This is a genomic window from Vibrio campbellii CAIM 519 = NBRC 15631 = ATCC 25920, from assembly GCF_002163755.1.
Taxonomy (GTDB): domain Bacteria; phylum Pseudomonadota; class Gammaproteobacteria; order Enterobacterales; family Vibrionaceae; genus Vibrio; species Vibrio campbellii.
Genome location: NZ_CP015863.1, coordinates 1359417 through 1373067 on the forward strand (window position 1 = coordinate 1359417; position 13651 = coordinate 1373067).

General features: G+C 45.8%; 10 protein-coding genes. 4 read left to right on the forward strand and 6 right to left on the reverse strand.

Annotated elements, in window-relative coordinates; genetic code table 11:
• From A8140_RS06515 to A8140_RS06525, 3 genes are all read left to right on the forward strand, one after another.
• Positions 1-1086, forward strand: coding sequence for an efflux RND transporter periplasmic adaptor subunit (locus A8140_RS06515; protein ID WP_005529305.1), 1086 nt, complete (start codon positions 1-3; stop codon positions 1084-1086).
• Positions 1083-4193, forward strand: a complete 3111-nt coding sequence (gene vmeI / locus A8140_RS06520) for an efflux RND transporter permease subunit VmeI (RefSeq protein WP_005529302.1) — start codon at positions 1083-1085, stop codon at positions 4191-4193. The genes A8140_RS06515 and vmeI overlap by 4 nt, the downstream gene beginning before the upstream one ends.
• Positions 4194-4262: 69 nt before the next feature.
• Positions 4263-4823, forward strand: coding sequence for a DNA-3-methyladenine glycosylase I (locus A8140_RS06525; RefSeq protein WP_005529300.1), 561 nt, complete (start codon positions 4263-4265; stop codon positions 4821-4823).
• A 105-nt stretch (positions 4824-4928) separates the two neighbouring features.
• Here A8140_RS06525 and A8140_RS06530 read toward each other — a convergent pair whose 3' ends face one another.
• The 6 genes from A8140_RS06530 to cls form a co-directional block, all read right to left on the reverse strand.
• Positions 4929-6512: an SgrR family transcriptional regulator gene (locus A8140_RS06530; RefSeq protein ID WP_005529298.1), complete on the reverse strand. Its 1584-nt coding sequence runs from the start codon at positions 6510-6512 to the stop codon at positions 4929-4931.
• Positions 6513-6517: 5 nt separating this feature from the next.
• Entirely contained in the window at positions 6518-6733 is a 216-nt protein-coding gene (locus tag A8140_RS06535; RefSeq protein ID WP_005529295.1) for a cupredoxin domain-containing protein, read from the reverse strand.
• 173 nt (positions 6734-6906) lie between these two features.
• Complete coding sequence (locus tag A8140_RS06540; RefSeq protein ID WP_005529294.1) at positions 6907-7761, reverse strand: lipase secretion chaperone; 855 nt, start codon at positions 7759-7761, stop codon at positions 6907-6909.
• 13 nt (positions 7762-7774) lie between these two features.
• Positions 7775-8701 (reverse strand): esterase/lipase family protein, encoded by a 927-nt coding sequence (locus A8140_RS06545; RefSeq protein ID WP_005529292.1) that lies wholly within the window; start codon positions 8699-8701, stop codon positions 7775-7777.
• Positions 8702-8957: 256 nt separating this feature from the next.
• A complete protein-coding gene (locus A8140_RS06550; RefSeq protein WP_005529290.1) occupies positions 8958-10163 on the reverse strand; it encodes a cystathionine beta-lyase in 1206 nt (401 codons plus the stop codon).
• 190 nt (positions 10164-10353) lie between these two features.
• Positions 10354-11808, reverse strand: a complete 1455-nt coding sequence (cls, locus tag A8140_RS06555; RefSeq protein ID WP_005529288.1) for a cardiolipin synthase — start codon at positions 11806-11808, stop codon at positions 10354-10356.
• 372 nt (positions 11809-12180) lie between these two features.
• On the opposite strand from cls, the gene A8140_RS06560 reads away from it, so the two are divergent.
• Positions 12181-13608, forward strand: coding sequence for a sodium-dependent transporter (locus tag A8140_RS06560; protein ID WP_005529286.1), 1428 nt, complete (start codon positions 12181-12183; stop codon positions 13606-13608).
• The last annotated feature ends 43 nt before the right edge of the window (positions 13609-13651 follow it).

Below are 13651 nucleotides of genomic sequence, written 5' to 3' on the forward strand. Positions count from 1 at the left end.
ATGAAAGGAGTCTTAGCTTTAACCACTCTATGTTCGGCGATGTTACTTGCTGGCTGTGGTGATAAAGGGCCGGAAAGAGAATTAGAAACCCCTCGTGTTCGCGTTGCTTCCTTGGAAGGAAAAAAGGTTGATGACAACTTGTATTTCCCCGCTGTAGCGAATGCTGCTGATCGTTCACATCTGAGTTTCCGTGTGGCGGGAGAGGTTAGCCGGGTATTAGTCAAAGAGGGCGACAAGGTCATTAAAGGTGACGTGATTGCAACGCTAGACCCAACCGACTACCAACTGGATGTCGATAACGCATCGGCACGTTTTTCTGTTGTAGACAGTCAATATCGCCGTTCAGCGCCTCTAGTGAAAAAAGGCTTATTGGCAAAATCTCAATTTGATGAAATTGCAGCACAACGCCAAATTGCACTAGCAGAGCTGGAGCTTGCAAAACTACGCTTGTCATTTACGGAGCTGAAAGCGCCAGTTGACGGCATTATCTCTCGCGTAAACGTCGATCAGTTTGAGAACATTCAAGTTGGTCAATACATTGTCAACATTCACAGTGTGGACCGCGTTGAGGTTCTGATTCAGCTCCCAGATCGTTTGCATGTGAACCAGTCTCCGAAAGAAGAGCTTTTATCGAGCATCAACGCTGTGGTTCGCGTACCGAGTGGTAATGAATATAGAGCGCGTGTCACAGAGTTTACAACACAGCCTGACCCAAACACAGGCACGTTTACCGCGACGCTGTCGCTGCCAATGCCTAAAAGTGAATACATCTTTGACGGTATGGCGGTTGATGTAACATCAAAAGATAAGAAAACAGGCCTCGGCCTCAATATCAGCATTAGCGCACCAATTGAGGCGATCTTCAATGCTGATGGCGATGATCTCAGTCGTGAAAACAAGTTTGTTTGGGTCTTGAATGACGACAATACGGTGACTCGTAAGCAAGTCCGCGCAGGCAAAGTGTCGCAGACCTCGATACAGATTCTCGATGGCCTAGAGCTTGACGACAAAGTGGTTGTCGCCGGTGTTTCCCGATTAAGAGATGGCATGAAAGTGGAAGTGGTTAAGCAGGAGGCAACTCAATGAGTGAACAAAACAATGTTGCGCCTCAAAAAGATGATGATGGAAACGTAACGGGCATCGCGGCGTATTTCATTCGTAACCGTGTAATCAGTTGGATGGTATCGCTGATCTTCTTGATTGGTGGTGTCTCCGCATTCTTTGGTTTAGGTCGTCTAGAAGATCCGGCCTTTACGATTAAAGATGCAATGGTAGTGACTTCTTACCCTGGCGCAACCCCGCAACAGGTTGAGGAAGAGGTGACTTATCCACTGGAAAAAGCCATCCAGCAGCTCACTTATGTGGATGAAGTTAACTCGATTTCTAGCCGTGGTTTATCACAAATCACCGTGACCATGAAAAACAACTATGGTCCAGATGACTTGCCGCAAATATGGGATGAGTTACGCCGTAAGGTCAACGACCTAAAAGGCTCATTGCCACCAGGCGTGAACGAACCGTCGGTCATTGATGACTTTGGTGATGTGTATGGGATCTTGCTTGCGGTCACTGGTGATGGCTACAGTTATAAAGAACTGCTCGACTATGTCGACTATTTGAGGCGTGAGCTTGAACTGGTTGATGGGGTGAGCAAGGTCTCGGTTTCAGGCCAACAACAAGAGCAAGTCTTCATTGAAATTTCGATGAAGAAGCTAAGCAGTCTTGGTCTTTCTCCAAATACCGTCTTTAACTTACTGTCGACCCAAAACGTCGTTTCTGACGCCGGTGCGATAAGAATTGGTGATGAGTACATCCGCATTCAACCAACTGGTGAGTTCCAAAGTGTCGATGAGCTTGGTGATCTATTGTTGACCGAGTCGGGAGCACAAGGGCTTATCTTTTTGAAAGACGTTGCCGAAATTAAACGTGGCTACGTCGATGTCCCAACCAACATCATCAACTATAATGGTCAATTGGCGCTGAACTTGGGTGTTTCCTTTGCTCAGGGGGTGAACGTTGTTGAAGTGGGTAAAGCATTTGACCGTCGTGTTGCGGAGCTGAAGTATCAACAACCGGTTGGCGTTGAGATTTCAGAGATCTACAACCAACCGAAAGAAGTGAACAAATCGGTCAGTGGTTTCGTTATCAGCTTGGCGCAAGCAGTTGGTATCGTTATCGTTGTACTTCTCTTCTTTATGGGCTTGCGCTCTGGTTTGCTGATTGGTTTGATCTTGTTGTTGACCGTATTAGGTACCTTCATTTTTATGAAGTACTTAGCCATCGACTTGCAGCGTATTTCACTTGGTGCCTTGGTCATTGCCCTAGGTATGCTGGTGGATAACGCCATCGTGGTCGTGGAAGGGATACTGATAGGTACCCAAAAAGGGCGAACGAGACTGCAAGCTGCAACAGACATCGTCACGCAAACCAAGTGGCCACTATTGGGTGCGACGGTTATCGCGGTAACAGCATTTGCACCGATCGGATTGTCTGAAGACTCGACGGGTGAGTACTGTGGTACCTTGTTTACGGTACTGCTTATCTCGCTAATGCTGAGTTGGTTCACTGCAATCTCGCTAACGCCATTCTTTGCTGATATCTTCTTCAAAGGCCAGAAAATTAAGAGTGGCGAGGGCGAAGACAATGACCCATACAATGGTATTGTGTTTGTCATGTACAAGAAGTTCTTGAGCTTCTGTATGCGCCGTGCATGGTTCACTGTTGTTGTGTTGGTTGCAGGACTGGCGGCAAGTGTCTATGGGTTTACCTACGTTAAACAAGCCTTCTTCCCATCTTCAACCACGCCTATTTTTCAACTGGATGTGTGGCTGCCTGAAGGGACAGATATTCGAGCGACGAATGACACGCTGAAAGAGCTAGAAGGTTGGCTCGCTGAGCAAGATCACGTTGATCACATTACAACAACGGCTGGTAAAGGCTTGCAGCGTTTCATGCTGACTTATGCGCCAGAGAAAAGCTATGCGGCTTACGGTGAAGTCACCACGCGTGTTGAGAACTATGAAGCCTTAGCGCCATTAATGGATCGCTTTAGAGAACACATCAAAACCAACTACCCAGAAATTAACTACAAGTTAAAACAAATTGAATTGGGTCCTGCTGGCGGTGCGAAGATCGAAGCGCGTATCATTGGTTCTGACCCTACTGTGCTTCGCACTATCGCGGCGCAAGTGATGGACGTGATGTACGCCGATCCTGGTGCGACTAACATCCGTCATGACTGGCGTGAACGTACACAAGTGTTAGAGCCTCAATTTAACGAGAGCCAAGCTCGTCGTTACGGTATCACCAAGTCTGACGTTGATGATTTCCTATCTATGTCGTTCTCGGGCATGACGATCGGTCTATACCGCGACGGCACCACACTAATGCCAATCGTTGCGCGACTACCTGAAGATGAGCGTATCGACATTCGTAACATCGAAGGTATGAAGATTTGGAGCCCTGCGCAGAGTGAATTTATTCCTCTACAACAAGTGACTATGGGCTACGACATGCGTTGGGAAGACCCAATTATTGTTCGTAAGAACCGTAAGCGCATGCTAACGGTGATGGCGGATCCGGATATCTTAGGTGAAGAAACGGCAGCAACACTGCAAAAACGTCTGCAGCCAGCGATTGAAGCCATCGAAATGCCACCGGGTTACTCGCTAGAGTGGGGTGGAGAATATGAATCATCAGGCAAAGCGAAGGCATCATTGTTTTCGACGATGCCGATGGGCTACCTGTTCATGTTCTTGATTACTATCTTCTTGTTTAACTCAATCAAAGAGCCACTGATTGTTTGGTTAACGGTGCCTCTGGCATTGATTGGTGTAACAACCGGTCTACTCGCCCTGAATACGCCCTTTGGCTTTATGGCATTACTGGGCTTCTTGAGCTTATCAGGTATGGTGCTGAAAAATGGTATCGTACTGCTTGATCAGATTGAGATTGAAATGCAGTCGGGTAAAGAAGCGTATGACGCCGTTGTGGATGCAGCAGTCAGTCGTGTTCGACCTGTATGTATGGCAGCAATCACGACGATTCTAGGTATGATTCCGCTACTACCGGATATCTTCTTTAAACCGATGGCCGTAACCATCATGTTTGGTTTGGGTTTTGCGACCGTACTGACACTAATTGTCGTTCCAGTGTTGTATCGTCTATTCCATAGGGTGGCAGTGCCAAAATAACGGCTGAGTTTAAGTAACGTTCTAAAGCGCCTCTGGCTAACGTCAGGGGCGTTTTTATAAGGATTGAATATGGAACAAAATACGTGTGCATGGGCGATGAACCATCCACTTGAGCGTGAATATCATGATGCAGAGTGGGGTGTACCCGTTTATGACGATAACGTGTTGTTTGAGTTCATCACGTTAGAAGGCGCGCAAGCCGGTTTAAGTTGGATTACGATTTTGAAAAAGCGAGAAGGCTATCGCCAAGCATTCGAAAACTATGACTTAGATAAGCTCATTCAACGTGATGAAGTACGTACTGAGTTTATCGTTGAAAATTTCGACGTGGTTAAGCACCGTGGCAAAATTAACTCAGTATTTAGCAACGCTAAAGCGGCAAAGCAATTAATCGAAGAATACGGCAGCCTATCTAATGCTCTATGGCAGTTTGTTGATGGCAAACCTATAGTGAATCATTGGACAGACATGAGCCAAGTGCCAGTCTCTACGGAACAGTCCAAAGCGATGAGTAAGTTCCTTAAAAAGAAAGGCTTTAAGTTTGTGGGTGAGACTATCTGCTATGCCTTCATGCAAGCGGTCGGCATGGTCGATGACCATATGGTAAGTTGCCCGAAAAAATCCAACTGATCGGTTTTGCTTATTGAATAGCGAATGTTGAAGGAGACTGGCATTAGCGAAAGTGTGTTGTCTAGAGAGACTTAGCACCAAGTAAAGCCAGTTACCCTTTAAATATTAATTGGGCTGTATCCAAAGCTTGGAAAAGTTACACCAACCAATGGTATTGATTTCAACTCCTGCCACTCTGGAAGGGATCGTTAAGGTTAAATCTTCCGTCGCTAAAATCGATAAAATGTTTTGTTCTGCTAGTTCATGAAGCAAAGTATTGAGTAAGGCTTTTCTTTCCTCAGAGCAAGAAGCGTATCGAGCTAGGTTGAGTACTTCTTTCAAACGGCTGTGCTGGCGCCAAGTCATACATTGTTGCCAATAAGGGTAGAGTTTGAAAAAAGCGAACAAGCTGGTGCTCTGATCCCCCTCCAATCGAATCCCACCTAGGGTGATATCTTGATTCGAGATAGCGCGCCCATACTCAACTTGAAGTGACTTATTTTGGTCAGAAGATGAAGGCAATGCTGTTTGAAGCTTCGCAGAAAACTGCCGGCTTTCATTATTGTCTTCGTAACTAAAACTGATCGGGAATGGTAAAGCTAAACTGCATTTTTCATCACGGCTCATTAGGGTAGAGAAGCCTTGTTTGATTGAGTGAGTTTGCAGCTCTTTATGATTAATAAGCACATAGAAGTGACCGATGTTTTGCGTGCTGACTTGGTAATTCTCCTCTCCTGATTCAAGAAAAAAGAAGTTTTCTGCGCATTTCTTATCCTGCTTCCACTCTTCATGGATCCAAATTTCAATGTGTTTTGTTAATGCAGTTTGTCCACAGTAGTGTTCATTTCGGTTGAGTCTCAAAACCTTATCTGAATTGATACCGACAGAAAATGGGCCAGAACCAATGGGGTGGAACGCAAACTTTTCACTGTGAACAAAACGACTAGGAAGAATGGACGTTTCGGCCCGACTCAATAATGACGGAAGTAATGGATCGGGTTCACTAAGGTTGATTTCAATGCAATAAGGTGTCACAGCAGAGATGGTATCAATGTGGTCATACAAACCACGCCAATAATGGGAGTTCACCAGTGCATTTAAGCTAGTTGCCACGTCTTCAGCGGTCACATTCGTCTTGTCATGAAACATCGCACTGCTGCTTAAATGAAAGCGCCAGCAAGTGTGGGAGTGCGAACTAGACCAATGGTGTGCGAGATTGGGGTGAATGGCGCTTCCATCGTGGCTTACTAAGGTCTGAAATACCTCGTGGATTAAGTGGCGTTCAGTACGTCCCATCGCAAAGTGGGGATGAAGCCAATCCAGTTTACGATGAAAGGGTGCATAGATGGTGTTTTCGCTGTTGTGGGCGGTATGAGCCAAGTATCGTTTTAAGTTGGAGGCGACACTTCGGTCATGGAAACCAACAAGCTGGTGGGCGAGATCATATCGCTCTTGGCCAATGGCATGGTCAACGGCCTGATAGCAAGCGGTGACCGGTTCTTGTAAGCAAACTAATTCACCTTTCTGACCGCGTCCTTTCATGGGAGTCCATGTCAGCCATAGATACTCGCCCATTTGTTTCAATAGCGTGCGAGCGTGACGATCACTGCAATGGAAAGCATCCGCAATCTCGCCAATGTGAATATGGGTTTTTCCGGGACCTACTTTCTTGAATAGATCCTCATACAATTCCAGCTTACGTTTATTCATTATTTTTATCGTTGTTCTTTTTTAGCTTCCGGATGTGCACTGCCATTGTCTGATACGAGGGAGAGGGCTTCTTCGCTAAATTGGGTTGTGTCAAAGACCTCGTCTAAACGTTGGATTCTCTCGGCAGGCGTTAAATAGAACATCTTAGCCAAGAGCCCACGCTTCATCTCGTAATTATGGCTGGTTTGAATAAAGTTTACGATATAACGGAATGCGCTCATTGTTTATTACCTCTTTGCTTTGGGAACAAACAGGTTAAGTGACGAGACAAAAATAAAACCGGAACAGATTTTTAGTCTGTTCCGGTTTTATCGGATGGATCACTCAAATTGTCTGTATGCGAAGGGAGTCGAGCGAGTGACTCTCACTAATAAATCGCACCTGACTCCTTGTCTTATCTTTGCTTGCTATCATGAATTCTTTCTAATGCTTCGATGCGACGCCACTGTTTTTCTTCAAAACTCTGTTCTCTGAGTCCGGCAATTTCTAAGTTCTTTTCTTCCTCGCCGAGAAAATCGTTGTTCAAGATCTCAGCTCGCTTCTTCAAATAGTCGTCGAGTGAGGAATTGAAAGCTGCTCGTTTGTCATCCAGCGCTTGGAGGCGCTGAGCACCTTCTTCACCGACTAAATCAACACGAGTCAAATACTTCTCTTGTGCGTCCATTCCTGAGGCTTGATTAAGCTGCAAGACCAGTGCGTTATTACGCTCACTTTGTTGAATGTACTCAGGTTGTGCAGCGAGGGTTTCTTCTAGCATTTGCTGATGAGTATTCGCATCTAACTTGGCTGCTTGAATAACAAGCTTATCAATGGCTAGTTGACGTAGCCTGTTTTCCTCATCGAACAGTTGGGCAATTTGCTCGTCAGTAAAAAACGTTCTTTGCATCGCTCGGATCGCATCATCGAGCCGCTTTAATTCTTGTAACGATAATGACCCCCCTTCAAAAGGTTCCAGCTTAGAGAGCGCTTCTTTGTAAGCGAGATAAGTGTCGAACAACTCATAACTGATGCCGAGGGCGTTTTTCTGCGACTCATCAGCATTCACAGTCGCTTTTATCGCTTCAAGGTCTTGCTCTCCCAAACTGCTTAAAGAGTACTCGAAGAAATCTTTCTGAGAGGATAGGTCAACAGTGGTGTCTTGTTGTGATTTCACCTTTATTAGGTTTGATGATTGAGGTTGGTACAGGAAAGCCGCTCCCACACTAACCAGTGATACAATGGACAATGTGATAAGAGCGACTTTTTTCATGATGGCTTCCTCATTATAAACCCTGTAGTTTCAGGCGATTAGCATGCTGGCGATATAACGTCACTGGGTCAGTCTCGAACAGGTGGTGGATACCAAGCAGTCCGTTTATTTCATCCAGATGATTCATCTTGTAATCATCACGAATAACTTTGCCGAGGTGAGTGCTACATGCATCGACAAGACCGTCGTTGGGGCCATCAAATGCCAAGCCTAAAACCACCATTGCACCGTCAGTTGGGTCAAATAGGTTGGTAAAGTTCGAAGAGCCTGTCCATGAATAGTAATACACGCCATTCGATGCCAATAAGTCGCCGTCTCCACATGCACTGGTTGGAATACCTTCAGGATAATATTGGTTGAACTCAAGTGAACCCTCAGTAGTGAGTGCGGCTAAAGAAGCGAGCGGATCTTGGTCAAGATCGGAACCGCCAGACAGTAGGTTGATCAAGGTTACGATTCCTTCTGCCAACTTTACTGCCACGCCTTCACTGATGGAGCCTTCTGGAACGGTATTTCTTACGATGTCCGCCACTTTGGAGCCTTTATTTACACCACCAATGCTAGTAACGGATGCTACTAAATCGGGACGTATTGAAGCAACATAGCGTGTTGTCGGGCCGCCATGGCTATGCCCAATCAAGTTAACTTTTTCCGCACCTGTTGCGGCAAGTAGCGTTTCAACTTGAGCAAGAAGCTGTTCTCCACGTGCCTCGCTGCTGTTGGTCGCAGACACTTGCGCGACATAAACCGTTGCGCCATCTTTGGTTAGAGAGTGTGGGATGCCATAAAAGTAATCCACTCCGGCAAGGGTATCAAAGCCGAACAGTCCATGAACGAGGACAATGGGGTATTTGGTTTCTGTGTAACCACTGGCGTTGGCAGATGCAAAGGGTAAGGTGCTTAAAACGAAAAGCATTGTTGTTATGAATTTGAGTTTCAAAACTATCTCCTTGTAGTATGATCTCTTGTCAATTTTATAAATTAGAAGATAAGTTTTGAGGGTGAGAAGTTCATTTGTAGCGCATTTTCTTGTTCTGTGATTACTCAAAAGAAAATCAACAGATTCAATGAACATTAAACTCATGAATATTAGAATGTTAGTTAATTCTAATTGAGACAATGGCTTGGTTGAGTGATGGCCGAGGGAAGAAAAATAGCCTCGAAGTGCGAGGCTATTTGATAGATATTCTGAATGCTTATAAAGACGCTTCTTTTTCTAGCACTAGCGCATTGTATCGTGCGAAGCCGGCTTCTAGGTCTGCAATTAAGTCTTCGACATCCTCGAGTCCGATGTGAAGACGTACTAGTGTGCCCTCGAAGTTTGGATTTGCAACGGTACGTAAGCTGCTAAAGCTTTTCGGCTCGTTGGCTAAAATCAAACTCTCATAGCCACCCCATGAATAACCCATGCTGAAGTGTTTCATGCCATCCAACAATGCTGTGGTTGCTTTCGGGTACGAGCTTTTCAATACGAACGAGAACAGGCCGTTACCACCGGTAAAGTCGCGCTTAAAGAACTCATGACCAGGGCAGCTTTCTAGGGCAGGGTGACGAATGTGATCGACTTCAGGGCGGCTTGCCAACCACTGTGCGACTTTTAGGCTGTTTTCTGCATGCTGACGTAAGCGAACATCCAAAGTACGAATACCGCGCAGGCCAAGGTATGCATCGTCAGGAGAAACACATTGACCCATCAGGTAGCTTTGCTCACGTAATTGGTCCCAGTATTTCTCAGAAGCAACCGCTGTTCCCAACATTACATCAGAGTGACCAACAATGTACTTGGTTGCTGCCTGAATAGAGATATCGACGCCGTGGTCAAATGGGGAGAAGTTCACGCCTGCGCCCCAAGTATTATCCAGCATCACGATGATTTCACGCTCATGGGCGATGCTTGCCATCGTCGGAACGTCCATCACTTCCATTGTGATTGAGCCAGGAGACTCTAAGAAAAGGATTTTGGTATTCGGTTGAATAAGGTCACGAATACCTTCACCAATCATAGGATCAAAGTAAGTCGTTTCGACGCCCATCTTCTTCATGATGGTGTCGCAGAAATCGCGGGTCGGTTCGTAACAGGTATCGACCATTAGGATGTGATCGCCCGTCTCAACAAAAGACAGGACCGCATTAGAAATCGCAGCGGTACCACATGGGTAAAGGGCACAGCCCGCACCGCCTTCCACTTCAACCATGGCATCTTGAAAGGCAAAGTGTGTGTTCGTGCCGCGACGCCCGTAGAACAGAGTTTTGTTGGTGCGATTGATCATCGCTTGGTTTTTTTCTGCAACGGTATCAAACACGATGGTGGAAGCTCGCTGAACTGGTGGGTTAACCACACCGTTAGTCCACTTCTTGTCACGACCAGCGGTGACGAGTTTGGTCTTCTTGCCTTCTGACATAAAAATTCCCTGTCTAAATTACGATTTTCAATATTTAAAACATGGAGCAAGGGTGGTTTGCAAGGGAAAAATAGAAATGAAACGACTTGTCCGAGCATCACTCGAAAAACAGTGGTATGGGGCGTAAAAAATAAAACCGACAGCATGAATCTGTCGGTTTTATTGAGATTTTGCGGCTTTATCTTATTTATTACAGTAATGGGTTAAATAGATAGAAAACGCGCTCTAAAAAGCGGGAAAAGATACTGCGCTTTGCCCACTCATTTTTGTCGACCGTATGTGACTGTTGGACGTAAGCGTCTTGTAGTGATGACATTTGTTTGGTGAACTCTTCATCATCTACCGCAAGCGTCACTTCAAAGTTCAGCCATAAACTACGCATATCCATGTTTACTGTGCCAACCAAACAGAATTGCTCATCAATGACGACGGACTTAGTGTGCAGCAAGCCACCATAGAACTCGTAGATTTTCACACCCGCTGCCATTAGCTCACTGTAGAAGGCACGTGATGCCCATTGCACCATCATGGAGTCGTTTTTATGAGGAATGATAAGCTCTACATCAATGCCTCGTTGTGCGGTCATCTTCAATGTTTCAAGTAGGTCAGAACTTGGAACAAAGTAAGGTGTCGTGATCCTCACAGAACGATTCGCTTGGTTGATTGCCAAGGTTAACACTTGGTAAATCAAGTACTCCGGCATACCCGGACCTGATGGTACGACTTGAATCGGGTGTTGAAATTCATCATTATCTACTCGGCATTCAGGGTGAGTCGGTAGCTGACGCTCGCCAGTTTCTACTTCCCAATCCCAACAGTGGATAGCACTCAATACGTTCACCGTCGGGCCAGTAATGCGCACCATGATGTCAATCCACTGACCGACACCGCTGCTTTGTTTAAAGAAAGCAGGATCGACCAAGTTCATTGAACCTGTGTAGGCGATCTCGTCATCAATCACGATGATCTTGCGGTGCTGACGCAAATCAAGACGGCGTAGAAAGATACGCCACATTTTTACTTCTAATGCTTGCACCACATCGATGCCCGCATCTTTCATCATCTTGTACCAAGGACTGCGGAAGAAGCGCGGGCTACCGGCTGAGTCGAGCAGCAGCTTAACATCCACGCCACGCTTCGCCGCTTGAATCAATGCAGAAGCAACAGAGTCGGCTAAGCCGCCCGGATGCCAAATGTAGAACACCATGCGGATGCTGTGTTGTGCATTTTCAATGTCTTTAATAATGGAGTGAAGGATTTCATCCGGTGACTGTTGAAGCGAAAGCGTGTTGCCACTCAGAGCTGGAAGGCCCAAACGGTTGTTACACAATTCATCAATGCGGTAGATATGACGCCCCATTGCTTCTGGAACATGTGCGTTACAATCATTTAACTGAGTGAACCATTGTTGGAACGGTGTGAACATCACTTTGGCCCGTTCTGCACGTTTTCGGCCAAGGTTAAGCTCACCAAATAAGAAATAACAGGCAACACCTAGCACTGGCAGGATGTAGATGATCATCAGCCATGCGAGGGAGACGCTAACAGCACGACGCTTTAAAACGACGCGAATAGTAACACCAGCAACGAGAAACCAGTAGAGCCCGATGCCAGCGAGGGTGATAAAGTGATAGACCTTGTCCATATACGCCAAAAGTAATAAGCCCAACATGGATATTAAGCGTAAATGCCGGAACGGGAAACTATTTTCATAACCCTAAGGCAGAACGACTTTGTAATGTGAAATGAATTTTATAACGGGGGTTTGTGTTACTGATGTGTGAAAAGTCGGACGAAACATTATCTTTTGCACAAAAAAGCAGCATTTAGCGTGAACAATAATACATTTGTTCGATAAATGTGCTGATCGGGGTTTCAATTTTAAATTGAAACTGCTTTACTGACCATACATAGAGCGTCATACAAACATCTTATAAAGTGTACATTAATATTTACACGAACATATTCTAGACGCCTATCTCTATGCAAACACAACAAAACATTTTGGAGAAAAAGCGTGGCTACAAATACAGCAGCACCACGTGATACGTGGGGGTCTAAACTAGGCTTCGTAATGGCAGCAGCGGGTTCCGCTGTCGGTTTAGGCAATATATGGAAATTCCCTTACACAGCTGGTGAGAGCGGCGGCGGTGCGTTCGTTGCAATTTACCTTTTGTTTGTTATTTTTATCGGCTTTAGCGTCATGCTTACTGAGTTCGCTATTGGTCGTAAGACAGGTCTTTCAGCGGTAGGTGCTTTCAAATCGAATGATCGCCGTTGGACATTTACCGGTGTTATCGGCGTACTGAGTGGTCTATTGATCATGGGTTTCTACCCTGTAGTAGGTGGCTGGGCGCTAGCGTACATCTTCAAAGTAGGTGGTGGTCTGCTAAGTACTCCTGAAGCAATTGGTGACAGCTTCGGCGGCTTCATTTCTGATCCAGTTCAACCGCTACTGTGGATGGGTGTTTACCTATTCCTTAACATCGTTATCGTAATGAAGGGTATTTCCGGCGGTATCGAAAAAGCGGGTAAAATCCTGATGCCTCTTCTATTCCTTATCCTGATCGTTGTATCGGTGAAAGGTCTGATGCTACCGGGTGCAATGGCGGGTCTTGAATTCCTATTCATGCCAGACTTCTCGAAAGTGGACAGCAATGTTGTTCTAGCGGCGCTAGGCCAAGCATTCTTCTCACTATCTCTTGGTATGGGTTGTATGATGACGTACGGTTCTTACCTTAAGAAGAAAGAGAACCTAGTTCAGACTACAGGTATGGTTACTGCGATGGACACTGGTGTTGCTATCCTTGCTGGTGTTGCAATGTTCCCAGCGATGTTCGCATTCGGTATGGAACCAGCAGCAGGTCCAGGTCTAGTATTCGTTGTTGTACCTCAGCTTTTTGCTGAAATGGGCGGCGTAATTGGCCTTCTATTTGCTTTGATGTTCTTCATCGGTCTAACAGTAGCGGCACTGACGTCTTCAGTATCTCTATTGGAAGTTGTGGTTTCTTACCTAATCGATGAGAAAGGCCTGAAGCGTTCAACAGCAGTACTTTCTGCAAGTGTCGTAATGGCATCACTATGTGTGTTTGCATCACTATCGCTTGGCGGTGTTGGTCCAACACTATTCGGTACAGGTGCATTCGACATCTTCGACCTACTAACAGATAAGATCTTCCTAGCGGTTGGCGGTATGTTGGTATGTATCTTCGCAGGCTGGCGTCTAAACCGTGCTGACCTTGAGAAAGAGATCACTAACGACGGTAAAGTATCTTTCCCACTATTTGGTCTTTGGTACAACCTAGTGAAATACGTAATCCCAGTTGCTATCGCTATCGTAGCCTTCATGGGTATCAAGTCTGGTTTCGACAGCGGTAAGGGCGAAATCATGCTACTAGGTATCGGCATCATTGCTCTAGCGGGTATCTTCTCTAAGAAGCTATAAGCGAACAGCAATCAGCCAAATTCGAAAATTAATAAGCGGGAGT